23 protein-coding genes are annotated in these 25,250 nt (G+C 65.1%); 15 read left to right on the top strand and 8 right to left on the bottom strand.

Annotated features, from left to right (window positions below):
• Positions 1–32: 32 nt before the first annotated feature.
• Positions 33–1,382: a homoserine dehydrogenase gene (locus DTS01S_RS05325; RefSeq protein ID WP_016447749.1), complete on the bottom strand. Its 1,350-nt coding sequence runs from the start codon at positions 1,380–1,382 to the stop codon at positions 33–35.
• Between the two features lie 110 nt (positions 1,383–1,492).
• Positions 1,493–2,728, bottom strand: coding sequence for a pyridoxal phosphate-dependent aminotransferase (locus tag DTS01S_RS05320; protein ID WP_016447750.1), 1,236 nt, complete (start codon positions 2,726–2,728; stop codon positions 1,493–1,495).
• 171 nt (positions 2,729–2,899) lie between these two features.
• On the opposite strand from DTS01S_RS05320, the gene DTS01S_RS05315 reads away from it, so the two are divergent.
• The 4 genes from DTS01S_RS05315 (at position 2,900) to DTS01S_RS05300 (ending at position 6,276) form a co-directional block, all read left to right on the top strand.
• On the top strand, positions 2,900–3,268 hold the full coding sequence (locus tag DTS01S_RS05315) for an Mth938-like domain-containing protein (protein WP_017407848.1): 369 nt from the start codon (positions 2,900–2,902) through the stop codon (positions 3,266–3,268).
• Positions 3,269–3,406: 138 nt separating this feature from the next.
• Positions 3,407–3,892 carry a peroxiredoxin gene (locus tag DTS01S_RS05310; RefSeq protein ID WP_012207021.1) on the top strand — a complete coding sequence of 162 codons (486 nt, stop codon included), beginning with the start codon at positions 3,407–3,409 and terminating at the stop codon, positions 3,890–3,892.
• 176 nt (positions 3,893–4,068) lie between these two features.
• Entirely contained in the window at positions 4,069–5,874 is a 1,806-nt protein-coding gene (locus tag DTS01S_RS05305; RefSeq protein WP_017407847.1) for a PhoH family protein, read from the top strand.
• A gap of 3 nt (positions 5,875–5,877) precedes the next feature.
• A complete protein-coding gene (locus DTS01S_RS05300; protein ID WP_043789835.1) occupies positions 5,878–6,276 on the top strand; it encodes a hypothetical protein in 399 nt (132 codons plus the stop codon).
• Between the two features lie 75 nt (positions 6,277–6,351).
• On the opposite strand, the gene dnaB is transcribed toward DTS01S_RS05300, so the two are convergent.
• From dnaB to rpsF, 5 genes are all read right to left on the bottom strand, one after another.
• Positions 6,352–7,788 (bottom strand): replicative DNA helicase, encoded by a 1,437-nt coding sequence (gene dnaB, locus DTS01S_RS05295; protein ID WP_016447754.1) that lies wholly within the window; start codon positions 7,786–7,788, stop codon positions 6,352–6,354.
• Between the two features lie 132 nt (positions 7,789–7,920).
• Complete coding sequence (gene rplI / locus DTS01S_RS05290; RefSeq protein WP_016447755.1) at positions 7,921–8,373, bottom strand: 50S ribosomal protein L9; 453 nt, start codon at positions 8,371–8,373, stop codon at positions 7,921–7,923.
• A 12-nt stretch (positions 8,374–8,385) separates the two neighbouring features.
• Positions 8,386–8,667, bottom strand: a complete 282-nt coding sequence (gene rpsR, locus DTS01S_RS05285) for a 30S ribosomal protein S18 (protein ID WP_012207026.1) — start codon at positions 8,665–8,667, stop codon at positions 8,386–8,388.
• Positions 8,668–8,685: 18 nt separating this feature from the next.
• Positions 8,686–8,976, bottom strand: coding sequence for a primosomal replication protein N (gene priB / locus DTS01S_RS05280; RefSeq protein ID WP_017405358.1), 291 nt, complete (start codon positions 8,974–8,976; stop codon positions 8,686–8,688).
• 26 nt (positions 8,977–9,002) lie between these two features.
• Entirely contained in the window at positions 9,003–9,365 is a 363-nt protein-coding gene (gene rpsF / locus DTS01S_RS05275) for a 30S ribosomal protein S6 (RefSeq protein ID WP_012207028.1), read from the bottom strand.
• A gap of 302 nt (positions 9,366–9,667) precedes the next feature.
• Here rpsF and grpE point away from each other — a divergent pair, with 302 nt between their 5' ends.
• The 3 genes from grpE to dnaJ all read left to right on the top strand — a co-directional run bounded on the left by grpE (position 9,668) and on the right by dnaJ (position 13,517).
• Positions 9,668–10,213 carry a nucleotide exchange factor GrpE gene (gene grpE / locus DTS01S_RS05270; protein ID WP_016447757.1) on the top strand — a complete coding sequence of 182 codons (546 nt, stop codon included), beginning with the start codon at positions 9,668–9,670 and terminating at the stop codon, positions 10,211–10,213.
• Between the two features lie 114 nt (positions 10,214–10,327).
• Positions 10,328–12,277, top strand: a complete 1,950-nt coding sequence (gene dnaK, locus DTS01S_RS05265) for a molecular chaperone DnaK (RefSeq protein ID WP_016447758.1) — start codon at positions 10,328–10,330, stop codon at positions 12,275–12,277.
• 100 nt (positions 12,278–12,377) lie between these two features.
• On the top strand, positions 12,378–13,517 hold the full coding sequence (gene dnaJ, locus DTS01S_RS05260; RefSeq protein ID WP_017405356.1) for a molecular chaperone DnaJ: 1,140 nt from the start codon (positions 12,378–12,380) through the stop codon (positions 13,515–13,517).
• Between the two features lie 70 nt (positions 13,518–13,587).
• Here dnaJ and DTS01S_RS05255 read toward each other — a convergent pair whose 3' ends face one another.
• Complete coding sequence (locus tag DTS01S_RS05255; protein WP_223275145.1) at positions 13,588–14,844, bottom strand: tetratricopeptide repeat protein; 1,257 nt, start codon at positions 14,842–14,844, stop codon at positions 13,588–13,590.
• A gap of 241 nt (positions 14,845–15,085) precedes the next feature.
• Between DTS01S_RS05255 and DTS01S_RS05250 the strand changes: the two genes are divergently transcribed.
• The 8 genes from DTS01S_RS05250 (at position 15,086) to truA (ending at position 25,236) form a co-directional block, all read left to right on the top strand.
• Entirely contained in the window at positions 15,086–16,030 is a 945-nt protein-coding gene (locus DTS01S_RS05250; RefSeq protein WP_016447761.1) for a LysR substrate-binding domain-containing protein, read from the top strand.
• A gap of 65 nt (positions 16,031–16,095) precedes the next feature.
• Positions 16,096–17,517 (top strand): 3-isopropylmalate dehydratase large subunit, encoded by a 1,422-nt coding sequence (leuC, locus tag DTS01S_RS05245; RefSeq protein WP_016447762.1) that lies wholly within the window; start codon positions 16,096–16,098, stop codon positions 17,515–17,517.
• Between the two features lie 26 nt (positions 17,518–17,543).
• Complete coding sequence (locus DTS01S_RS05240; RefSeq protein ID WP_012207035.1) at positions 17,544–17,669, top strand: entericidin A/B family lipoprotein; 126 nt, start codon at positions 17,544–17,546, stop codon at positions 17,667–17,669.
• Positions 17,670–17,689: 20 nt separating this feature from the next.
• Complete coding sequence (leuD, locus tag DTS01S_RS05235) at positions 17,690–18,343, top strand: 3-isopropylmalate dehydratase small subunit (RefSeq protein ID WP_016447763.1); 654 nt, start codon at positions 17,690–17,692, stop codon at positions 18,341–18,343.
• Positions 18,344–18,439: 96 nt separating this feature from the next.
• Entirely contained in the window at positions 18,440–19,510 is a 1,071-nt protein-coding gene (gene leuB / locus DTS01S_RS05230) for a 3-isopropylmalate dehydrogenase (protein ID WP_017405353.1), read from the top strand.
• A gap of 375 nt (positions 19,511–19,885) precedes the next feature.
• A complete protein-coding gene (gene asd, locus DTS01S_RS05225; protein WP_016447765.1) occupies positions 19,886–20,998 on the top strand; it encodes an aspartate-semialdehyde dehydrogenase in 1,113 nt (370 codons plus the stop codon).
• Between the two features lie 367 nt (positions 20,999–21,365).
• Positions 21,366–24,272 (top strand): FimV/HubP family polar landmark protein, encoded by a 2,907-nt coding sequence (locus tag DTS01S_RS05220; protein WP_026062376.1) that lies wholly within the window; start codon positions 21,366–21,368, stop codon positions 24,270–24,272.
• Between the two features lie 115 nt (positions 24,273–24,387).
• Positions 24,388–25,236, top strand: a complete 849-nt coding sequence (truA, locus tag DTS01S_RS05215) for a tRNA pseudouridine(38-40) synthase TruA (protein WP_016447767.1) — start codon at positions 24,388–24,390, stop codon at positions 25,234–25,236.
• Positions 25,237–25,250 lie beyond the last annotated feature (14 nt).

Below are 25,250 nucleotides of genomic sequence, written 5' to 3'. Positions count from 1 at the left end.
GGGGGAAGCGGCGCAGCCGCTCAGGGGGTGTCTTAGTTCAACTCTTCCTTGCGGATGCGGTTGATAGGGGCCAGCACCGTGGGCAACTGCTGGATCTGCGCCAGGGCAGCATCCATGTCGCCTTCGCGCGTGGCGTGGGTCAGGATGATCAGGTCGGTCTGCGGCACGCCCTGGCTGCCTTCGCTGTCGCCGCTCACCTCGCCAGCCTCGCGCTGCAGCAAGGCATCGATGCTGATGCCGGCACCGGCGAGGATGCTGGTGATCTTGGCCAGCACGCCGGCTTCGTCGGCCACGCGGATGCGCAGGTAGTAGCTGGTGACCACCTCGCTCATGGGCAGCACGGGCAGCTCGCCACCTGCGGCGACCAGCGTGTTCGACTGGAAGGCCAGCGGGGGCACGCGGTGCTCGGGGTCGGCCGTGTGCAGGCGGGCAATGTCCACCAGGTCGGCAATCACGGCGCTGGCCGTGGGCTCGGAGCCCGCGCCCTTGCCGTAGTACAGCGTCGTGCCCACGGCGTCGCCATGGACGACGACGGCGTTCATCGCGCCTTCCACGTTGGCGATCAGGCGCTTGGTCGGCACCAGGCTGGGGTGCACGCGCAGCTCGATGCCCTTGTCCGTGCGCTTGGTGATGCCCAGCAGCTTGATGCGGTAGCCCAGTTGCTCGGCGTACTTGATGTCGGCCGCAGACAGCTTGGTGATGCCTTCCACATGCGCCTTGTCGAACTGCACGGGAATGCCGAAGGCGATGGCGCTCATCAGCGTGACCTTGTGGGCGGCGTCCACGCCTTCGATGTCGAAGGTCGGATCGGCTTCGGCATAGCCCAGGCGCTGGGCCTCCTTGAGCACCACGTCGAAGTCCAGGCCCTTGTCGCGCATCTCGGACAGGATGAAGTTGGTCGTGCCGTTGATGATGCCGGCCACCCACTGGATCTGGTTGGCCGTCAGGCCTTCGCGCAGCGCCTTGATGATGGGAATGCCACCGGCCACCGCCGCTTCGTAGGCCACCATCACGCCCTTCTCGGCGGCGGCCTTGAAGATTTCGCTGCCATGCACGGCCAGCAGGGCCTTGTTGGCCGTGACCACATGCTTGCCGGCGGCAATGGCCTCCAGCACCAGGGCCTTGGCAATGCCGTAGCCGCCGATCAGCTCGATCACCACGTCGATCTCGGGGTTGGCGATGATCTCGCGCGCATCGCCGACCACCTTGGCCGTGTCGCCCACGACGGAGCGTGCGCGTTCCGTATCCAGGTCGGCCACCATGGCAATCTCAATACCGCGGCCCGCGCGGCGGCGGATCTCTTCCTGGTTGCGCTGCAGCACGTTGAAGGTGCCGCTGCCCACGGTGCCAATGCCCAGAAGGCCTACTTGGATCGGTTTCATAAACTACTTGCCAGTCAAAAAATGCTGCGGCGCCCAGAGGGTGCGCGCCGGCAGCCGGTAAAAAGCGATGGTCGGCGCAAGGCCCTCTCCCCCGCCGGCCCCCGCACAGCTCAGCCGCGGTCCGTGCCGTGGCGCTTGCGGTACTTCTCGAGGAACACGGCCAGGCGGCGGATGGCCTCGCGCAGGTCGGTGTCGTGCGGCAGGAAGACGATGCGGAAATGGTCGGGGTGCGGCCAGTTGAAGCCTGTTCCCTGCACCAGCATGACCTTGGTCTCCTGCAGCACTTCCAGGAAGAACGCCTGGTCATCCTTGATCGGGTAGATCTCGGGGTCCAGGCGCGGGAACATGTACAGCGCGGCCTGCGGCTTGACGCAGCTCACGCCGGGGATTTCGGTGATCAGTTGGTAGGCCAGGTCGCGCTGCACGCGCAGCCGGCCGCCTTCCTGCACCAGCTCGTCGATGCTCTGATGCCCGCCCAGCGCCGTCTGCACGGCCCATTGGCCGGGCACATTGGCGCACAGGCGCATGTTGGAGAGCATGTTCAGGCCCTCGATATAGTCCTTGGCCGCCTTCTTGTCGCCCGAGACCACCATCCAGCCGGCGCGGTAGCCGCAGCTGCGATAGGCCTTGGACAGCGAGTTGAAGGTCAGCGTCAGCACATCGGTGGACAGGCTGGCCAGCGGCGTATGCACGACGTCGTCGTAGAGCACCTTGTCATAGACCTCGTCGGCGAAGATCACCAGGCCATGCTCGCGGGCCAGCGCCACGATGCTTTGCAGCAGCTGCTTGCTGTACAGGGCACCTGTCGGATTGTTGGGGTTGATGACGACGATGCCCTTGGTGCGCGGCGTGATCTTGGCGCGGATGTCGTCCAGGTCGGGCATCCAGCCGTTGGACTCGTCGCACATATAGTGCACGGGCGTGCCGCCGGACAGGCTGGTCACGGCGGTCCACAGCGGATAGTCTGGCGCCGGCAGCAGCATCTCGTCGCCGTCGTCCAGCAGCGCGTTCGTGGCCAGGCTGATCAGCTCGGATGCGCCATTGCCCAGGTAGATATCGTCCAGCGTCACGCCCAGGATGCCCTGGCGCTGGGTCTCGTGCATCACGGCCTTGCGCGCCGCGAAGATGCCCTTGCTGTCCGAGTAGCCTGCCGAATTGGGCAGGTTGCGGATCATGTCCTGCTGCACTTCCTCAGGAGCGTCGAAGCCGAACACGGCCAGATTGCCGATATTGAGCTTGATGATCTTCTGGCCGTCCTCTTCCATCTTCTTGGCCGCGTCCATGATGGGCCCGCGGATGTCATAACAGACGTTGGCTAGTTTTGCGGATTTGAGAACGGTTTTCATGCTGAGAATATGAAAGTGGCCGGCGCGGGCTTGCGGCCTTCATGCACGCCAAAGTGCCCCATGCACCCTGGTGAAACCTATAATTTGACCACAGTTCCGCAATGCAGCATCGCCCTGGCCCCGACCCATGTGGCGGCCACCCCCATCGCGCAGACCGCGCCACCCTCATCCATGAAATTCCACGCCGACAAATCCGAAGCACAGAGCATCACGGGCTATGGCCCCGGCTGGGTCGCCGTGGACCGGGAAAAGTTCGAACACAGCCTGCTTGTCGGCGCCAAAGGCCTGCGCCAGGCCTGGGACTGTGCCCGCTTCGAAGACCTGACGCCTGAGCATTTCGAGGCCCTGTCCCAGCTGGATGCAGAGGTCATCATCCTGGGCAGCGGCCAGCGCAACCGCTTCCCGCCAGCGGCCTGGCTGCGCCCGCTCATGGCCCGACGCATCGGCCTGGAAAGCATGGATACGCAGGCCGCGTGTCGCACCTACAACATCCTTGCCAGCGAAGGCCGTAACGTCGTCGCGGCCCTACTCTTGGAGTAGACTCCTGCCCCCCTGATTGGGAGAAATTCCGTTTTCAGGGTAAAATTGCAGGTTGCGGTTGGGGGCATTTCCGATAAAAGCAAAAACACAAACACGGCCCTCGGCATTTCAACGACTACACCCGAGAGATATAAGCGCATGGCGATCGTTGTCAACAAACCCCTTCCCGAATTTGAAGCCAACGCTACCGGCGGGATCAAGGTGACCAACACCTCCCACACGGGCCAGATTCTGATCCTGTATTTCTACCCCAAGGACAATACGCCTGGCTGCACCACCGAAGCCATGCAGTTCCGCGACAAGTACAAGGACTTCGTGAAAGCTGGCGCCACCGTGTTTGGCGTCTCGCGCGACAACATGAAGTCGCACGACGACTTCAAGGAAAAGCTGGAACTGCCGTTCGAGCTGATCGCCGATACGGAAGAGAAGATGTGCCACATGTTCGGCGTGGTCAAGAACAAGATCATGTACGGCAAGAAGGTGAAGGGCATCGAGCGCTCCACCTTCCTGGTCGGAGCCGATGGCCTGCTGGTGCAGGAATGGCGCGGCCTAAAGGTTCCCGGACACGTTGACGAGGTCCTCAAGGCTGTCAAGACCCTGAAGGCATTGAAGCAGGCTGCCTGATAGCAACAATCCGACAGGTGACAGAGTGCCGGCCGACATATTCAGGCCGTCCGCCTATGCATAATGGGGCAATGCCTCTTAGCAAAGACGCTTTTCCCTGTCACCCCTCCAAAGCCGCCTCGGTTTCCAGGCGGCTTTGTGCTTTTTGATCCTTGTTGAGGAACGGTTCGTCCACCATGCCCCTGCCCCCCGCACCCGGCCGCCGTGCCGCCAAGCTCTCCCCCGAAGCCTTTCTTCCCGTGCGCGGTGCCCAGCACGCAGACCCCCTGCCCGCTGACGATCTTCCCGATGCAGTCGAGGCCGTAGCTGCCGCCGCGCCACGCAAGCGCAAACCGGCCCCGGCCCCGGCCTCCGCCTCCAACACCACAGCCGCAAAGCCCGCACCGGCGCGCGGCCGCAACACCAAGGCCGCATCACCGGCTCCTGCACCCGCGACTGCAGCCCCGGCCCATCGGCAGCGCCGCGCAACCGACAATTCCAACGCAACGGCAGCGCCGTCCAGCGCCCGGTCGGCCAACAGGTCGGCCACGGAAGCCAAGCCGGCAGCACTGCTGGCAGCGCCGGTTCGCCCACGCCGCACGCGCACAGGCCCGAAGACGCTGTTCGTGCTCGACACCAACGTGCTGCTGCACGACCCGACCAGCCTGTTCCGCTTCGAGGAGCACGACATCTTCCTGCCCATGGTGGTGCTGGAAGAGCTCGACGGCCACAAGAAGGGCATGACCGAAGTGGCGCGCAACGGCCGCCAGGTCAGCCGCACGCTGGATTCACTGGTCGCCTCCCAGCCCTCCGAGACGCTGGACAAGGGCCTGCCGCTGAATGCCACGGGCCAGCGCAGCGCCACCGGCATGCTGTATTTCCAGACGGAACCGCTGGAGACCTCGTTGCCCGACAGCCTGCCCCAAGGCAAGGCGGACAACCAGATCCTGGGCGTGGTCGCCGCGCTGCGCAAGAAGTTCAGCGAGCGTGAAGTCGTGCTGGTGTCCAAGGACATCAACATGCGCGTCAAGGCACGCGCCCTGGGCCTTGCGGCCGAGGACTACCAGAACGACAAGGTACTGGACGACGGCGACCTGCTGTACGCAGGCGCCCTGGCCCTGCCCCAGGACTTCTGGGCCAAGGCCGGCAAGAACGTCGAAAGCTGGCAGGAAGGCGCCATCACCTACTACCGCATCAGCGGCGCCATCGTCGACCAGCTGATGATCAACCAGTTCGTCTACCACGAGGCACCGGGCGAGCCCAGCCTGTTCATGCGCGTGACCGAGATCCGCGACAAGACGGCCGTGCTCAAGACGCTCAAGGACTTCGGCAATCCCAAGTACGCCGTCTGGGGCGTCACGGCGCGCAACCGCGAACAGAACTTCGCGATGAACCTGTTGATGAACCCGGACATCGACCTGGTCACGCTGACCGGCACGGCCGGCACGGGCAAGACCCTGCTGGCCCTGGCCGCCGGCCTGTCCCAGGTGCTGGACGACCGCCGCTACACCGAGATCATCATGACGCGCGCCACGGTCAGCGTGGGCGAGGACATCGGCTTCCTGCCCGGCACCGAGGAAGAGAAGATGGGCCCCTGGATGGGCGCCCTCGACGACAACCTCGAATTCCTGGCCAAGGGCGATGGCGGCAATGCCGGCGAATGGGGCCGCGCCGCCACCAACGAGCTGATCCGCAGCCGCATCAAGATCAAGAGCATGAACTTCATGCGCGGCCGCACCTTCCTGAACAAGTACGTCATCATCGACGAGGCCCAGAACCTGACGCCCAAGCAGATGAAGACCCTGATCACGCGCGCCGGCCCCGGCACCAAGATCATCTGCATGGGCAATCTGGCGCAGATCGACACGCCCTACCTGACCGAGGGATCGTCGGGACTGACCTACGCCGTGGACCGCTTCAAGGGCTGGCCCCACAGCGGCCACATCACGCTGGCGCGCGGCGAACGCTCGCGCCTGGCCGACTTCGCCAGCGAGGTGCTGTAAGCCATGGCGATCAGCTGGATCACGGCGCTGAAGCTGGTGCCCTGGGGCGATGTCATCGAGGCCACCCCCCAGGTCGTCAAGGCAGCCAAGAGCCTGCTGCGCAAAAAGGATGCGGAGCAGGCGGTCGGCGAGCCGCCGGCTGCAGCCGGCGAGCCGCTGGCAGCTCCGCGCTCGGCTGGCGAACAGGCTCTGCTGCTGATCCAGGCCCAGGAAGCCCGCATCACGCAGCTGGAGCAGTCACAGCGCCAGTCGCTGGAACTGATCGAGAAGCTGGCCGAGCAGAATGCCCAGATCGTGGCCACCGTGGGTGCGCTGCGCACGGGCGCCCAGCGGCTGGCCTGGGCCTGCGCCATCCTCGGAGCCTGCGTGGCAGGCCTGCTGATCCATGCCTGGCGTACATAGACCGCCCACTGCAAAAAAACCAAACGGCCCCTCGGGGCCGTTTTTCATGGAAAGCCTGAAAGCCAAGCGCTGCAATCAGTACTCGTCGCCACCACCGTAGCCCACGGCCAGGTTCTCGAAGCGCGTCTGGTTTTTCTGGAAGAACAGCTTGACCGTGCCGGTCGGGCCGTTACGCTGCTTGCCGATGATGACTTCGGCGATGTTGGGCTCCTTGCTGTCCTTGTTGTAGTAGTCATCGCGGTAGATGAACATGATGATGTCGGCATCCTGCTCGATGGCGCCCGATTCGCGCAGGTCGGACATCATGGGGCGCTTGTCGGTGCGCTGCTCCACCGAACGGTTGAGCTGGGACAGGGCAATCACCGGGCACTGCAACTCCTTGGCCAGCATCTTCAAGCCTCGCGAAATCTCGCCCAGCTCGGTCGCACGGTTGTCGGAACTGGCGGCCGAACCCGAGCCGCTCATCAGCTGCAGATAGTCCACCACGATCAGGCCCAGCTTGCCACAGGTGCGCGCCAGGCGCCGCGCATTGGCGCGCAGCTCCGTGGGGGACAGGCCCGGTGTCTCGTCGATGTGCAGGGACACCGTGCGCAGCCGCTCGATGGCCTCCGTCAGGCGCGGCCACTCGTCATCGTTGAGCTTGCCCGTGCGCAGATTGCCCTGGTTGACGCGGCCGATGGAGCCGACGATACGCACCGCCAGCTGGGCTGCGCCCATTTCCATGGAGAAAATGGCGACCGGCAGGCCTTCGTTGAGCGCCACGTGCTCGGCGATATTCACCGCAAACGAGGTCTTGCCCATCGAGGGGCGTGCGGCCAGCACCACCAGGTCGCCAGCCTGCAGGCCACTGGTCATGCGGTCCAGATCGACAAAGCCCGTGGGCACGCCGGTCACGTCCATGGGGTTGTCGGCCATCTCCTGGACACGGTCCAGCAGGTCCACCACCAGCGTGTCGAGCGACTGGAAGCCCTGCTTGTTGCGCGCCCCCTCCTCACCGATGGCCAGGATCTTCTGCTCGGCCTCGTCAAGGATGCGGTCCACCGTCTTGCCCTGCGGATTGAAGGCATTGGTGGCGATGTCATCACTGGCCGTCACCAGCTTGCGCAGGATGGAGCGCTCGCGCACGATCTCCGCGTAGCGCCGGATGTTGGTGGCACTGGGCACGTACTGCGCCAGCTGGTTCAGGTACAGCAGGCCGCCAATTTCCTCGGCCTTGCCCATGCCCTGCAAATGCTCGTACACCGTGATCACGTCGGCCGGCTTGCTGGCATTGATCAGCTTGCCGATGGCCTCGTAAATCAGCTTGTGCTCATGGCGGTAGAAATCACCATCCACCAGCAGATCGCCCACGCGGTCCCAGGCACTGTTGTCCAGAAGCAGGCCACCCAGCACGCTGGACTCGGACTCCATCGAATGCGGCGGCACGCGCAACTGCGCGACCTGCTGGTCGCCAGCGGGCAGCAGCGGTGCGAACGCATCATCGAGATCGAGCGGGGGCATTACGGACGACATGGAATTCCTGGAGATGAGCCCGCCATCGTAGCGGCTGGCAAAAGGCCGCGCCACCCGGCGTCATCACCCGGGCGCGGCAAAGCAAAAAGCCGCCCGAAGGCGGCTTTTTGGTGATACGGGACAAGCCTCGGATCAGGAGTGGTCGCCGTAGACCGACACCGACACTTCGACGCTGACGTCGGTGTGCAGTGCCACGACCACGGTGGCGTCGCCCACGGTCTTGATGGGACCGTTGACCAGGCGAACTTGCGACTTGGCAACGGCGAAGCCGGCCTTGGTCAGTTCTTCGGCGATGTCGGCATTGGTCACCGAACCGAACAGGCGGCCGTCAACGCCAGCCTTCTGGGTCAGCTTGACGTTCACGCCGTTGAGCTTTTCGCCCAGTTGCTGGGCAGCAGCCAGCTTTTCAGCCGCTTGCTTTTCCAGTTCGGCGCGCTTGGCTTCGAACTCGGCCTTGGCGGAAGCCGTGGCGCGACGGGCAGCGCCCGTGGGGATCAGGAAGTTGCGGGCGTAGCCGTCCTTGACCTTGACGATATCGCCGAGGCCACCGAGGTTCACAACCTTGTCGAGCAGAATGACTTGCATGGGTTGTATTCCTTAGATCTTGTGCTGGTCAGAGTAAGGAACCAGAGCCAGGAAGCGGGCGCGCTTGATGGCAGTGTTCAACTGACGCTGGTAGATGGCGCGCGTGCCGGTCAGGCGAGCGGGGACGATCTTGCCGTTTTCACCGATGAAGTCACGCAGGGTGTCCACATCCTTGTAGTCGATTTCTTCGACGCCGGCGACGGTGAAGCGGCAGAAGCGCTTGCGCTTGAACAGCAGCGACTGCGTGTTGCGCTTGGGGCGCTTGTCCTTGTTGAATTTCTTGAACGTGGCCATTTCTGGACCTCTTGAAAATTAGTTTTGTTGAATGTCCTGGATGTGAAGAACCAGCAATTTGCCGTTGCGGGGCGTTGCCAGGAAGCCTTGGAACTTCCACTGGCTGCCGAGCGCCTGGCGGGCCAGCTTTTCAGCCAGCGCGCCAAAGGCCACCGCCTTGACAGATGCCGTCACGCTGCGCTCGCCTCCCGCCTCTTTCTGCCGCGACGCATGCTCGAGTCGCAGTTCAAGGGCTGGCAGCCCTGCCGGCGTGTAGCGCAGTGCTTGAAGCTCTGCGATGGCGGCCGTCAGTACAACGTGGTTCTCCACTCCTTCAGGTTCTGACAGGGCTGGGCTCAGGCCTGTTCGGTCTGGCTGGCCTTGCGGGCCTCTTCACGCTCGACGGTCTTCATCATCGAGGAAGGAGCCGTATCGGCCTTCTTCTTCTGAACCGTCAGGTGACGCAGCACGGCATCGTTGAACTTGAAGGCATGCTCCAGCTCAGCCATCACAGCCTGGTCGGCTTCGATGTTCAGGCACAGGTAGTGGGCCTTGGCGAGCTTGTTGATCATGTAAGCCAGTTGGCGACGGCCCCAGTCTTCTTCGCGATGGACCTTGCCACCGCCAGCGGTGATCATGCCCTTGTAGCGTTCCAGCATGGCGGGAACCTGCTCGCTCTGATCCGGGTGGATCAACAAAACGATTTCGTAATGACGCATATCGACTCCTTTTGGGAAAACGCCGCCCACTGCGTCTTGTAGCGGTGCGGCAAGGCAAAGCATTGGATTCTAGCGCAGCCCTCTTCCATCTGTACACTTCGCACTGCCCGAGACCCCGGATCTGTGTGGGGCTTTTGCCCCGTCGCCCGGCTTTTGCCCTCACCGTGTACCTCTGCCGCGCGGATGCACATGCACAAAGCCCTTGAAAATACACCGATCCGCTCGCATCTCGATTCAAGATCGTGCAATCGCCTGGCCTCCAGTCTGGCGACCGCTTTGTTTTGTAGCTGAAGTCTCTATCCATGTCTGAACAAAACTCCAACCCCTTGCAAGACGCAGCCCCGGAAGAAATCGAAGCCGCCATGGCGGCCAATGCAGCTGACGAGCTGCAGCGCCTGCAGGCCGAGCTGGCCGAACTCAAGGCCAAGAGCGCCGAGCTGGCAGACCAGTTCCTGCGCGCCAAGGCCGAGGCCGAGAATGTGCGCCGCCGCGCGGAAGACGAAGTCTCCAAGGCGCGCAAATTCGGCATCGAGAGCTTTGCCGAAAGCCTTCTGCCTGTCTGCGACAGCCTGGATGCCGCCCTGGCCATTCAACAGGCCACGCCGGAACAGCTGCGCGAAGGCGCCGACGCCACGCTGCGCCAGCTGACCTCGGCCCTTGAACGCAACAAGGTCGTGACCATCAATCCGGCTGCCGGCGAGAAATTCGACCCCAACCTGCACCAGGCGATCAGCATGGTGCCTGCACAGCAGGAAGCCAACACCGTGGTGTCGGTGCTGCAAAAGGGCTACCTGATCGCCGACCGCATCCTGCGCCCGGCCCTCGTGACCGTGGCCCAGCCCCAGTAAGCGGGCACTCACGGCAGCACTGACAAAAAAGGGGACAAGCCCCTTGAAGCTGCGCGAGCCGGCCACAAGTTAGCAGTCATTCAAACATTTCACAGAACGCGGAGAGAACTCAAAATGGGAAAAATCATCGGTATTGACCTGGGCACCACCAATAGCTGCGTGGCCATCATGGACGGCAACACCACGCGCGTGATCGAGAACAGCGAAGGTGCGCGCACCACGCCGTCGATCATTGCGTACCAGGAAGACGGCGAGATCCTCGTCGGCGCCTCGGCCAAGCGCCAGGCGGTCACCAACCCCCGCAACACCATCTATGCCGCCAAGCGCCTGATCGGCCGCAAGTTCGACGAGAAGGAAGTGCAAAAGGACATCGACCTGATGCCCTACACCATCTCGCGCGCCGACAACGGCGACGCCTGGGTGGAAGTGCGCGGCCAGAAGCTGGCCCCGCCGCAGATTTCCGCCGAAGTGCTGCGCAAGATGAAGAAGACCGCCGAGGACTACCTGGGCGAGCCCGTGACCGAGGCCGTGATCACCGTGCCCGCTTACTTCAACGACGCCCAGCGCCAGGCCACCAAGGACGCCGGCCGCATCGCCGGCCTGGAAGTCAAGCGCATCATCAACGAACCCACGGCGGCGGCCCTGGCCTTCGGCCTGGACAAGACCGACAAGGGCGACCGCAAGATCGCCGTGTATGACCTGGGCGGCGGCACCTTCGACGTGTCCATCATCGAAATCGCCGATGTGGACGGCGAAAAGCAGTTCGAAGTGCTGTCGACCAACGGCGACACCTTCCTGGGCGGCGAAGACTTCGACCAGCGCATCATCGACTACATCATCACCGAGTTCAAGAAGGAACAGGGCGTCGATCTGTCCAAGGACGTGCTGGCGCTGCAGCGCCTGAAGGAAGCCGCCGAGAAGGCCAAGATCGAGCTGTCGAACTCGGCCCAGACCGACATCAACCTGCCCTACATCACGGCCGATGCCTCGGGTCCCAAGCACCTGAACATCAAGCTGACCCGCGCCAAGCTGGAAAGCCTGGTCGAGGACCTGATCGAGCGCACCATTGCGCCCTGCCGCACGGCCATCAAGGACGCAGGCGTGTCCGTGTCCGACATCGATGACGTCATCCTGGTCGGCGGCATGACCCGCATGCCCAAGGTGCAGGAAAAGGTCAAGGAATTCTTCGGCAAGGATCCCCGCAAGGACGTGAACCCCGACGAAGCCGTGGCCGTGGGCGCCGCCGTGCAGGGCCAGGTTCTGTCGGGTGACCGCAAGGACGTGCTGCTGCTGGACGTGACACCGCTGTCGCTGGGCATCGAGACGCTGGGTGGCGTGATGACCAAGATGATCACCAAGAACACCACCATCCCGACGAAGTTCGCACAGACCTTCTCGACGGCCGACGACAACCAGCCTGCCGTGACGATCAAGGTGTTCCAGGGCGAGCGCGAAATGGCTTCGGGCAACAAGATGCTGGGCGAGTTCAACCTCGAAGGCATCCCGCCGGCCGCGCGTGGCGTGCCCCAGATCGAAGTGGCCTTTGACATCGACGCCAACGGCATCCTGAACGTGTCCGCCAAGGACAAGGCATCGGGCAAGGAAAACAAGATCACCATCAAGGCGAACTCCGGCCTGTCCGAGGAAGAGATCCAGAAGATGGTCAAGGACGCCGAGCTGAACGCCGCCGACGACAAGAAGAAGCTGGAACTGGTCCAGGCCCGCAACCAGGGCGAAGCTGCCGTGCACAGCGTCAAGAAGAGCCTGGGCGAGCATGGCGACAAGCTCGACGCTGGCGAGAAGACCGCCATCGAGAGCGCCGTCAAGGACCTGGAAGAAGCGCTCAAGGGCGAGGACAAGGACGCCATCGACGCCAAGACCACGGCGCTGATGACGGTCAGCCAGAAGCTCGGCGAGAAGATGTACGCCGATGCACAGGCAGCGGGCGCCCCCGAGGCAGCCGCCGCCGCAGCAGCCGCCGGTGCTGCAGGCGCCTCGGCCGGTGCTGCAGCCGCTGACGACAACGTCGTCGACGCCGAAGTCAAGGAAGTCAAGAAGGACTGAACCCAGCGCGTGGTCCCTTGACGACCGCTTGCCGCCGCGCTCGGCCCTGCCAAGGGGCTGACGCGGCGTTCCTGTTCTCACTGACTGGCTAGCAAACACCATGTCCAAACGCGATTTTTACGAGGTCCTCGGCGTTGCCAAGAACGCCTCGGACGACGACATCAAGAAGGCTTATCGCAAGCTGGCGATGAAGTACCACCCTGACCGCAACCAGGGGGATGCCGCACGCGAGGCGGAAGAGAAATTCAAGGAGGCCAAGGAGGCCTACGAGATGCTCTCCGACAGCAACAAACGCGCGGCCTACGATCAGTACGGCCACGCAGGCGTGGACCCCAACCGCGGCATGGGCGGCGGCGCGGAAGGCTTTGGCGGCTTTGCCGAGGCCTTTGGCGACATCTTCGGCGACATGTTCAACCAGGGCGGGCGGCGCGGCGGCGCAGGTGGCGGCCGCCAGGTCTACCGTGGCAACGACCTCAGCTATGCCATGGAGATCACGCTGGAAGAGGCGGCCCACGGCAAGGATGCGCAGATACGTATCCCCAGCTGGGACAGCTGCGACACCTGCCACGGCAGCGGCGCCAAGCCCGGCACCAGCGCCAAGACCTGCACCACCTGCAACGGCATGGGCAGCGTGCAGATGCGCCAGGGCTTCTTCAGCGTGCAGCAGACCTGCCCGCACTGCCGAGGCACCGGCAAGATCATTCCCGAACCCTGCACCAGCTGCGGCGGCCAGGGCAAGGTCAAGCGCCAGAAGACGCTGGAAGTGAAGATTCCCGCAGGCATCGACGACGGCATGCGCATCCGCTCCTCGGGCAATGGCGAACCCGGCACCAATGGCGGGCCTGCAGGCGATCTCTACATCGAGATCCGCATCAAGGACCACGACATCTTCGAGCGCGATGGCGACGATCTGCACTGCAACGTGCCCGTGAGCTTCATCACGGCGGCGCTGGGTGGCGAGATCGAGGTACCCACCCTCTCGGGCAAGGCGGCCATCGACATCCCCGAAGGCACCCAGGCCGGCAAGCAGTTCCGCCTGCGCGGCAAGGGCATCAAGGGCGTGCGCTCCAGCTACCCCGGTGACCTGTACTGCCACATCGTGGTCGAGACGCCCGTCAAGCTGACCGAGTACCAGCGCAAGCTGCTGCGCGAGCTGGAGGAATCGCTCAAGAAGGGCGGCGCCAAGCATTCGCCCAGCGGCGAGAGCTGGACCGACAGGCTCAAGAGCTTCTTCAGCTGATGCAGCACTGAGCCCCCCAAAAAAAACGCCTCTTCCGAGGCGTTTTTCATTGGTGCATCCTCAACAGGGCTCAGGGAGCGGGTTTGGCCTTCCAGGCCGCCGCCTGCCGCTCCGCACGTGCGCGCTCTGCCGCGCTCAGCGGCTGGGCCATGCTGTCGCGCTTGGCCGCCAGAGAGCTGTCCTTGCCCGCTGCCAGCAGCATCCAGAAATAGGCCTGCGACGGGCTGCGCTCCACGCCCTTGCCCGAGGAATAGAGGCTGGCCAGATTGGACTGCGCCAGCGCGTCGCCCTGCTGGGCGGCACGCTCCAGCCAGCGCGCGGCCTGCTTGTCGCTGGCAGGCACGCCCTGGCCATTGGCATACAGAACGCCCAGGTTGGACTGGGCTGCGGCACTGCCCTGCTCGGCCGCCTTCTCCAGCCAGTGTGCGGCCTGCGCCATGTCGCGATCGACCACGCCACCCTCGGCATAGAGCATGCCGGCGTTGAATTGCGCATCGACATGGCCCTGGCCTGCCGCCGCCACGAACCAGCGCAGCGCCTGCGCCACATCCTCGGCCACGCCCCGGCCCGTGGCATACATCACGCCCAGGCTGTACTGGCCGGCCGCCTCCCCCTGTTCGGCCGAGCGCTGGAACCATTGCACGGCCTGGACGGGATCCTTGGCGGCTCCGCGCCCCTCGGCCAGCATCAGGCCCAGGTTGTTCTGTGCCACGGCGTCACCCTGCTCGGCCGCCTTGCGATACCACTGCACGGCCTGCGCATCGTCGCGCACCACGCCACGGCCATTGGCGTACATCAAACCCAGGTCGGACTGAGCCGGCGCATAGCCTTGCTGGGCCGATTTCTCATACCACCGGGCGGCAGTCTCCGCATCCAGGGCAACGCCCTGGCCGCGCTTGTACAGCGAGCCCAGCGCGTACTGGGCGCTGGCCTCGCCCTGCTCGGCATGCTGCTGCAGCGCTGCAAGCTCGGCAGCGCTCAGGCCGGACTCACCCTTGGACGCGCCGCCACCTGCGGCTGCAGCTGCAGCCCCCGCTGCGGCAGCGCCGCCCACCACGCCTGCAGCGGCGGCCGCCTTGGCAGGTGCGCTGCGGGTGGTGGCAGGTGCCGGCTTGCCCTTGGATTTGACGGCGGTCTTGCCTGTCGGCCTCGCAGCTGCCTTGGCCGCAGGCTTGGCGGGGGCCTTCGCGCCGCTCTTGGCCGTGTTCTTCGCCGGTGGCTGCGGCTTGGCAGACGCCGGGACGGCCATGCAGGACAGGGCTGCGGCCAGCAGCAATGACAGGCCTGCAGGCAGGGCTCGCAGGCCCGTCGGGTATCGATCGTTCATATGCTCTTATTTTTGCAGCAATCCATGCAGGCGACTGGCGCAAAGATTGACAAATTCTTTCAGTATGCAACCGGCGTTCCGGCGGGCATGGTTGCCCGCAGCCATCGCCACGAGGCATGCCCCCCATCTCCATGAAATCGCACGACATCACCAAAGACATCGCGCTTGAAGATGACAGATCGATGACTTGTGCGAGAAAATCCATTCAACTTCTCCTAATGAGAAGCCTGAACCCCACCACATGAAGAATTCAGAGCGCAGTTTTGCACGGCGCATAGACCTTACCTCCTTGCAGCTGTTCGTGGCTGTCTGCGAACTTGGCAGCATCGGACGAGCGGCAGAGCGCGAGTTCATCGCCGCTTCGGCGGTGAGCAAGCGCCTGTCCGACCTCGAGGCCACCGTGGACACGGCCCTGCTGTATCGCCACAGCCGTGGCGTGACACTCACTCCTGCCGGCGAAAGCCTGCTGCACCACGCGCGCAACGTGCTGTATGGCCTGGAGCGCATGCAGGGCGAGCTGTCCGAGTACGCCGATGGCGTGCGCGGCCATGTACGCATCCACGCCAATATGTCGGCCATCGTGCAGTTCCTGCCGGAAGACCTGGGCGTCTTCGCGCGCAAGCATGGCCAGGTCAAGATCGACCTGCAGGAGCAGCTCAGCCCCGCCGTGCTGGCGGCGGTGCAGGAAGGCACGGCCGACATCGGCATCTGCTCCATGGCATACATGCCGCTGGGCAATGGCCAGGCCACTCCCGCGCTGCAGCACCGCCCCTACCGCGAGGACCGGCTGGTCGTCGTGGTGCCCGAGCAGCACGCGCTGGCGCACAGCGACAGCGTGGCCTTTGCCGATGTGCTCGAATGGGACATCGTCAGCCTGCAGGCCGGCTCCTCCATCAGCCTTGCCATGCGTGCGGCTGCGGCCCAGGCCGGGCATGCGCTGCACCAGCGCATCCAGGTCACCAGCCTGGATGCCATGTGCCGCATGATCGACAACGGCCTGGGCGTGGGACTGATCCCCGACCGCGCCTTCGAGCTCATGCACGGCGTGGGCCATCTGCGCGCCCTGGAGCTCAGCGACGACTGGGCACGGCGCGAGCTGAGCATCGTGGCGCGCGACTTCGACGCGCTACCCGTTACGGCCCGCCTGCTGGTGGAGCACCTGAGCCCGCCGGCCAGCGCATCCTGAAGGCCCCTTGCCCGCCGGATGCACATCCAAGAATTTCCCCACGACACCAACCATTCGAGAACGCCATGGGACGCACCCTCTACGACAAGATCTTCGACGAGCATGTCATCCACACCGAGGATGACGGCACCGCCGTCCTCTACATCGACCGCCACCTGGTGCACGAAGTCACCAGCCCCCAGGCCTTCGAAGGCCTGCGCATGGCCGGTCGCAAGCTGTGGCGCATCAGCTCCGTGGTGGCCACGGCCGACCACAACACACCCACCGACGGCTGGGAGCGCGGCTATGACGGCATTGCCGACCCCATCAGCAAGGAACAGATCACTACGCTGAACACCAACATCGGCGAGTTCGGCTCTGCGGCCTTCTTTCCCTTCATGGACAAGGGCCAGGGCATCGTCCACGTCATGGGTCCCGAGCAAGGCGCCACCCTGCCCGGCATGACCGTGGTCTGCGGCGACAGCCACACGTCCACGCATGGCGCCTTCGGCGCACTGGCCCACGGCATCGGCACCTCCGAGGTCGAGCACGTGATGGCCACCCAGACCCTGCTGGCCAAGAAGGCCAAGAACATGCTGATCAACGTCAGCGGCAAGGCGGCGCCCGGCATCACGGCCAAGGACATCGTGCTGGCCATCATCGGCAAGATCGGCACGGCCGGCGGCACGGGCTACACCATCGAGTTCGCAGGCGAGGCCATCCGCGACCTGAGCATGGAAGGCCGCATGACGGTCTGCAACATGGCCATCGAAGGCGGCGCACGCGCCGGCCTAGTGGCCGTGGACGATAAGACCATCCAGTACGTCAAGGGCCGCCCTCTGGCCCCCACCGGCGCCGAATGGGACGCCGCCGTCGCCTACTGGAAGACGCTGCACTCCGATGCCGATGCGAAGTTCGACCGCGTGGTCGAGCTGCAGGCCAGCGAGATCGTGCCGCAGGTCACCTGGGGCACCTCGCCCGAAATGGTGCTGGGCGTGGATGCCCGCGTGCCCGATCCCGACAAGGAAAAGGATGCCAGCAAGCGCGGAGCCATCGAGCGCGCGCTGACCTACATGGCGCTGGAACCCGGCAAGGCCATCGACGACATCTTCGTGGACAAGGTCTTCATCGGCTCGTGCACCAACAGCCGCATCGAAGACATGCGCGAAGCCGCCGCCGTGGTCAAGAAGCTGGGCCAGAAGGTGGCACGCAACATCAAGCTGGCCATGGTGGTGCCCGGATCGGGCCTGGTCAAGGAGCAGGCCGAGCGCGAAGGCCTGGACCAGATCTTCAAGGCGGCAGGCTTTGAATGGCGCGAACCCGGCTGCTCCATGTGCCTGGCCATGAACGCCGACCGCCTGGAGCCCGGCGAGCGCTGCGCCTCCACCAGCAACCGCAACTTCGAAGGCCGCCAGGGCGCGGGCGGACGCACCCACCTGGTGAGCCCCGCCATGGCCGCTGCCGCGGCCATCCACGGCCACTTCGTGGACATCCGCAGATTCTCCTGAACCCGCAACTGCCCCGCCAGCACACCATGAAGCCTTCCTTCTCGATCCTCCTGATCGGCCTGGCCTTCACCCTGGCCGCCTGCAATACCGTCAAGGGCATTGGCCAGGACGTGCAAAGCGCGGGCAGCGCCATCGAACGCGCCGCCCGCTGAACCCTGAATTCGATACTGCCATGCAACAATTCACCGTGCACAAGGGCCTTGTCGCCCCCATGGACCGCGAAAACGTCGACACCGACGCCATCATTCCCAAGCAGTTCCTCAAGTCGATCAAGAAGACCGGCTTCGGTGTGAACCTGTTCGACGAGTGGCGCTACCTGGACCATGGCGAACCCGGCCAGGACCCGGCCTCGCGCAAGCCCAACCCCGACTTCGTGCTCAATCAGCCGCGCTATGCGGGCGCCTCCATCCTGGTCGCACGCAAGAACTTCGGCTGCGGCTCCAGCCGCGAGCACGCGCCCTGGGCCCTGGACCAGTACGGCTTTCGCGCCATCCTGGCACCCAGCTTCGCCGACATCTTCTTCAACAACTGCTTCAAGAACGGCCTGCTGCCCATCGTGCTGCCCGAAGCCACGATCGACATGCTGTTCAACGAGATCGCCGCCTTCCCCGGCTACGAGCTGACCATCGACCTGGACCGCCAGGTGATCGTGCGCCCGCAGGGCGAGGAGATCCCCTTCGACGTCATTGCCTTCCGCAAGTACTGCCTGCTCAACGGTTTTGACGACATCGGCCTGACCCTGCGCCATGCCGACAAGATCCGCGCCTACGAGGCTGAGCGCCTGGCCACCAAGCCCTGGCTGGCCCACACGCTGGTGCAGCGCTGATCGATCTCCACTTGCGCGCATCAATGGGCCGCAGGCGTTGCTGAACCAGCCGCCGGCGGCCTTCCACCATCCGAACAGTCTCTCAAAAGGAACACCATGAAAATCGCAGTCTTGCCCGGTGATGGCATCGGCCCCGAAATCGTTGCGGAAGCCGTGAAGGTGCTGGGCGCCCTGGGCCTGGACTTCGACATGCAGACCGCCCCCGTGGGCGGCGCTGCCTACGAAGCTGCCGGCCACCCGCTGCCCGAATCCACGCTGAAGCTGGCCATGGAGTCCGACGCCGTGCTGTTCGGCGCCGTGGGCGACTGGAAGTACGACACGCTGGACCGCCCGCTGCGCCCCGAGCAGGCCATCCTGGGCCTGCGCAAGCACATGGGTCTGTTTGCCAACTTCCGCCCGGCCATCTGCTATGCGGAGCTGACCCATGCCTCCAGCCTCAAGCCCGAACTGGTCGCAGGCCTGGACATCCTCATCATCCGCGAGCTGACCGGCGACATCTACTTCGGCCAGCCGCGCGGCCGCCGCGTGGCCACTGACGGCCACTTCCCCGGCGCCGAGGAAGCCTTCGACACCATGCGCTACTCCAAGCCCGAAATCGAGCGCATCGCCCACGTGGCCTTCCAGGCCGCGCAAAAGCGCAGCAAGCGCGTGACCAGCGTGGACAAGGCCAACGTGCTGGAAACCTTCCAGTTCTGGAAGGACGTGGTCACCGAGGTAGGCCAGCAGTACCCCGACGTGCAACTGGACCACATGTACGTGGACAACGCCGCCATGCAGCTGGTCAAGGAACCCAAGCGCTTCGACGTGGTGGTCACGGGCAATATGTTTGGCGACATCCTGTCCGATGAAGCCTCCATGCTCACCGGCTCCATCGGCATGCTGCCCTCCGCCTCGCTCAACGCCAAGGGCCAGGGTCTGTACGAGCCCAGCCATGGCTCGGCCCCCGACATTGCGGGCAAGGGCATTGCCAATCCGCTGGCCACCATCCTGTCGGCTGCGATGATGCTGCGCTTCTCGCTGAACCAGGAGGCTGCTGCACAGCGTATCGAAGCCGCCGTGCAAAAGGTCCTGGCCCAGGGCCTGCGCACGGCCGACATCCACAGCGAAGGCACGATCAAGGTCTCCACCCGCGAGATGGGCGATGCCGTGGTGGCCGCGCTGGCCTGACGTCCACGACAGCCGCGAGCCTCCGGGCTTGCGGCTGCCCTGCCTGGCCAGGATTTTCCAAAACCAGGCAAAGCGTCAAAACAGACGTCTGCTTTTCGCCATTTCGACGAAGATATTCATCAAACAGACATTCTCTTTCCTGGCGTATTCGCTAGAATGACTGCTCTTATGTTTGCCGCCCGCCCGTTCCTCCTGCTGAACATTGCACCCGCCGCCCAGGCTGGTGTGGCCGTGCGCGCAATCACATCCACAACCATTACGACAATCAAAGGCTGACCCAGCCCGGTTCGTCGTGCGCCCTCACCTGGCCCAGACGAGCCGGGCGACAACAGTCTTGATCCAGCACTGTTTTCACACTGAAAGGGCGTTTCAAAAATGAGCAAGCAATTGGTAGGCCTGGTGGGCTGGCGCGGCATGGTCGGCTCCGTGCTGATGGACCGCATGCAGGCAGAGGGCGATTTCGACCTGATCGAGCCCGTTTTCTTCTCCACCTCCAACGCCGGCGGCAAGGCCCCGGCCATGGCGAAGACCCACACCGAGCTGCGCAATGCCAACGACATTGCCGAGCTGTCCAAGTGCGACATCATCATCACCTGCCAGGGCGGTGACTACACCAAGGAAGTCTTCCCCCAGCTGCGCGCCTCGGGCTGGAACGGCCACTGGATCGATGCCGCATCGTCGCTGCGCATGGAAGGCGATGCCGTCATCGTGCTCGACCCCGTCAATGAAGGCCTGATCCAGTCCAAGCTCGCCGCGGGCGGCAAGAACTGGATTGGCGGCAACTGCACCAACTCCATCCTGCTGATGGGGCTGGGCGGCCTGTTCAAGGCCGGTCTCGTGGAATGGGTCAGCTCCATGACCTACCAGGCAGCCTCCGGTGGCGGCGCCAACCACATGCGCGAACTGCTCAAGGGCATGGGCGTGGTGCATGCGGCCGTGGCCGACGAGCTGGCCACGCCCGCCTCCGCCATCCTGGATATCGACCGCAAGGTGGCTCAGACCATCCGCACCGATGTGCCCACCGAATTCTTCGGCGCGCCTCTGGCTGGCGGCCTGATCCCCTGGATCGACGCACAGCTGGACAACGGCCAGTCCAAGGAAGAGTGGAAGGGCCAGGCCGAGGTCAACAAGATCCTGGGCACGGAGCAGACCATTCCCGTCGACGGCCTGTGCGTGCGCATCGGCGCCATGCGCTGCCACAGCCTGGCGCTGACCCTCAAGCTCAAGAAGGACCTGCCCCTGCAGGAGCTGGAAGCCATCATCAAGTCCGGCAACCCCTGGGTGAAGTGGGTGCCCAATGAACGCGCCATCACCGTCAAGGAACTGACGCCCGCCGCCATCACCGGCGGCCTGGAAGTCGGCGTGGGCCGCGTGCGCAAGCTGAACATGGGCCCCGAATACCTGTCGGCCTTCGTGATCGGCGACCAACTGCTGTGGGGCGCCGCCGAGCCGCTGCGCCGCATGCTGCGCATCCTGCTGGCCGCCTGAGCACCGCCGGCTTGAGCCAACACAAAAAGCGCCATGTCCTGGCCCGGGACATGGCGCTTTTTTCGGCTTTAAACCCTGTGCGATTGGGCACAATGCCCAAGTCTCTTGTCCCCTGACTGTAGGCGGTTGCCTACAATCACCGAAGATACATTGTGTTTCTTCTCGTTGCCGTTCGACAACAACTGGCAGCGTTCACCGGCAACCAGACGCTTGCGATCCTATAGCGTGGCCGACAATGCGACCCAAGCACCTTGGTATATGGCGTGCCATCTATCCCCGGGTAAATTTCAATTACATGTGCAAACGCGGGCATCCTCACAATAACAATAGTGCCCGCCCAATTGCATCCACACAGGTTTGACGCTTTATGCATCGTTGGAAACTCTCTGTGCTGGCCGCTGCGGCCGTCGTCTCGGTCGCACTGCCCGCCTCCGAGGCCTGGGCACTGGCTCTGGGCCGGGTGAACGTGCAATCGGCCCTGGGCGAGCCCTTGCGTGCCGAAGTCGAAATCCCCCAGATCACGGCGGCTGAAGCCGAAGGCCTGCGCGTGGGCGTGGCCTCTCCCGGCGTCTTCCGCACCCAGGGCATGGAGTACAACGCCACGGCCAGCCAGGTGCGCGTCAGCGTGCAGCGTCGCGCGGACGGATCGGCCGTGCTGCGACTCACAAGCACCCAGCCCGTCAACGAGCCCTTTGTCGATCTGGTGATCGACGCCAGCTGGGCCTCGGGCAACCTGCAGCGCAACTACACCCTGCTGCTGGATCCGCCCACCCTGCAAAAGCTGCCGCCTGCCGTGACGGCTGCAGCCCAGGCCTCCGCCCCCGAACCGGGCGCCGCACCGCGCCGCGCCGCGCCGGCCCCCTCGCCAGCTGCCGCAGGCAACACCGAGGAAAGCCGTCCAGCCCCTGCTCCGGCAGCCCCGCGCCGGAGCACCGCATCAGCCCGCGAGCGCGCTGCTGCAGCGCCGGCACCGTCCGAAGCATCCGAGGTCCGCATCAAGACCGGAGACACGGCCGGCCGCATTGCCGCCGCCCACCTGCCCGCAGGCGTTTCGCTGGACCAGATGCTGGTGGCCATGCTGCGCTCCAATCCCAAGGCCTTCATCAACGGCAATGTGAACCGCATGCGCTCCGGCGCCGTGCTCACCGTGCCTGACGAGGCCACGGCACAGGCCACCTCGCCGCGCGAGGCGCGCCAGATCGTTGCAGCCCAGTCCCGGGATTTCAACCAGTTCCGCCGCCAGCTGGCCAGCGCCGCACCGGCCGCGCCCGTGGCATCGGCCAATCGTGAAGCATCGGGCAGCGTCCAGGCCCAGGTCGAAGACCGCAAGCCCTCCACCGCCGCACCCGACAAGCTCACCCTGTCCAAAGGTGCTGTCAAGGGCGTGGAGGCAGACGAGCGCCTGGCCAAGCAAAAGCAGTCCGACGACCAGGCATCGCGCACGGCCGAACTGCAGCGCAACATGTCCGAGCTGAGCCAGATCGCCGCCGCCACCAAGCCCGCCGAAGGTGCTGCTGCAGCACCTGCCTCGGCAGCCGGCGGCACGGCAAACGGCGTGGCTGTGCCGGGCGCGCCGACCGTGCCTGCAGCGCCTGAAGCTGCAGCGCCCCAGACAACGCCCCCGGCCCCGGCGGCGCCTGCCGATGCAGCCGCTGCGGCCGCTGCCGCCACCGCTGCTGCTCCAGACGCCGCAGCCAATGCTGCCGGCCCGGCAGCGCCCGCGGCAGAAGCCGTGCCCGCCACGCCCGCTCCTGCCGAGCCGCCGAAGCCCAAGCCGGCACCCGCCCCCGTCGCACCGATCGCCGAGCCCAGCTTCATCGATACGCTGATGGAAGATCCCACCATCCCGCTGGCCGGCGCCGCCTTGCTGGCCCTGCTGCTGGGCTATGGTGGCTACCGCGTCATGCAGCGCCGCCGCGCTGCCGCAGCCTCCAGCGAAAGCGCCTTTGGCGACAGCCAGCTCGCGGCCGATTCCTTCTTTGGAGCCAGTGGCGGCCAACGCGTGGATACCGGCACATCGAGCCAGCTGTCGGGCACCTCCATGCACTACTCGCCCAGTCAGCTCGATGCCGGCGATGTGGACCCCGTGGCCGAGGCCGATGTCTACCTGGCCTATGGCCGCGACCTGCAGGCAGAGGAAATCCTCAAGGAAGCCCTGCGCACCGATCCCAGCCGCACCGCACTGCACCAGAAGCTGGCCGACATCTACGCCAAGCGCCATGACCGCAAGGCCTTCGAGGCCGTCGCGCAGACCCTGCACGGCCTGACCCAGGGCAAGGGCGTGGACTGGCAGCGCCTGGCCGACCAGGGCCGCATCCTGGACCCGGAAAACGCCCTCTACCAGCCTGCCGGCGCCGCGCCCCTGTCTGCTGCCGCCGTTGCCGGCGGCGCCGCAGCGGCAGCTGCCGGACTGGCGGCCGCCTCGCTGGCCAGCCGCCCCCTGGACATGGAGGCGCACCGCGAAGGCCCTGCCACCCTGCCCATGGACCTGGACATGGACCTCAACATGGACCTGCCCGGCGGCCTGGCCGACGCCAGCCTGCCCGCGCAGCACGCCAGCCCGCTGCCCGCACCGGCCCCCATGCCCAGCGAACAGGACTTCGCTGCGCTGGAGCCCACGCTGCGCGCACCACTGGAGCCCATGCAGCCCGCAGCAAGCGAGGCGCCTCGCATGGATCCCCGCGTGGAGCCGCCTGCTGCATCGCTGGACATGCCCGGCTTCCAGCCCACGGCCCATGCCTCGCTGACGGATGCCCTGAACCACAGCAGCGCCATGAGCGACATGCAGCCGACCGAGATGCTGCCGCTGGACATGCCCGTCACACGGCAGGTCACGGACAGCTTCCCGGCCACCGAACCCTCGCCCCTGACCGGTTCCACCACGGACGACAGCCACGCCAGTACCGATCTGCTGTCGCTGGACGCCATGGAGTTCAACCTGGAAGACCTGGGCACCGAGGCGCCAGCCCAAGCGCCGGCAGCAGCGCATTCCGGCGGCGTGCTGGAAACGGCGGCCAAGGCCAAGCCGGAACCGGCCGAATCGCTGGAATTCGACTTGGGCAGCCTGTCCCTGGACCTGGGCAATGACACTCCCACGGCCGCAACGCCGCCTTCGGCGCCCGAGGACCCGCTGGCCACCAAGCTCGCCCTGGCCCAGGAATTCAATGCCATCGGCGACAGCGACGGAGCCCGTACACTCATCGAGGAAGTGATCTCCGAGGCCCACGGCGATCTCAAGGCCAAAGCCCAGCGCCTCCTTGCCGAGATAGACTGAAGCCCGACGGCGCCTGCCCAGGCGCCGCGTGCCGGTTTCGCGTGACAGGGTGGTACATGCCACCATGGAAAACTGACAACTTGATGCACACCCAACACATGCCGGAGGCCTCGCCATGCGCGTAGCCCTCGGCGTCGCCTACAACGGCCAGCGCTACAGTGGCTGGCAAAGCCAGCTGTCTGGCAACACCATTCAAGACCATCTCGAAGCGGCCCTGGGCCGCTTTGCCGCTCAGGAGGTCCACACCCTCTGTGCGGGCCGCACCGATGCCGGAGTGCACGGCCTCATGCAGGTCGTCCACTTCGACACGCCGCTGGACAGGGCCCCGTTCTCCTGGGTCCGTGGCACCAACACCTTCCTGCCGCCGGACATCGCCGTGCAATGGGCCCAGCCCGTGCCCGACTCCTTCCATTCACGGGCCTGCGCCACAGCCAGGCGCTATGCCTATGTGCTGCTGCAGTCGCCCGTGCGGCCCAGCGTGGAGGCCGGGCGTGTGGGCTGGGTGTTCCATGCACTCAACGGTGACGCCATGCAGGCCGCCGCCCAGCACCTGCTGGGAGAGCACGATTTCAGCTCGTTCCGCGCATCGGGTTGCCAGGCCAAATCCCCCGTCAAGACACTGCACCGCCTGTCCATCACCCGCCGCATGGCAGGCGACGGCGCCCAGATGGCCGCGGCCAGCTCCATGCGTCCCGGGGATGCAGCCATGGAATGCTGCTACTGGCGATTCGAGTTCGAGGGCAGCGCCTTCCTCCACCACATGGTGCGCAACATCATGGGCTGCCTGCTCGCCGTAGGCCAGGGCACACACGCGCCGCAGTGGATGCAACAGGTGCTGGAGGCGCGCTCCCGCGATGCCGCCGCGCCCACCTTCTCGCCGGACGGCCTGTACTTTCTGGGTCCCGTATACGATCCTTCATGGGGCCTTCCTTCGCGCAGCCCGGCCTATGATTGGCTCCCGTGAACGAGCAGGCCTTC

The sequence above is a fragment of the Delftia tsuruhatensis NBRC 16741 genome (genome assembly GCF_001571325.1).
GTDB classification, from domain to species: Bacteria; Pseudomonadota; Gammaproteobacteria; order Burkholderiales; family Burkholderiaceae_C; genus Comamonas; species Comamonas tsuruhatensis.
This window is presented reverse-complemented; position numbering and strand designations above follow the sequence as displayed.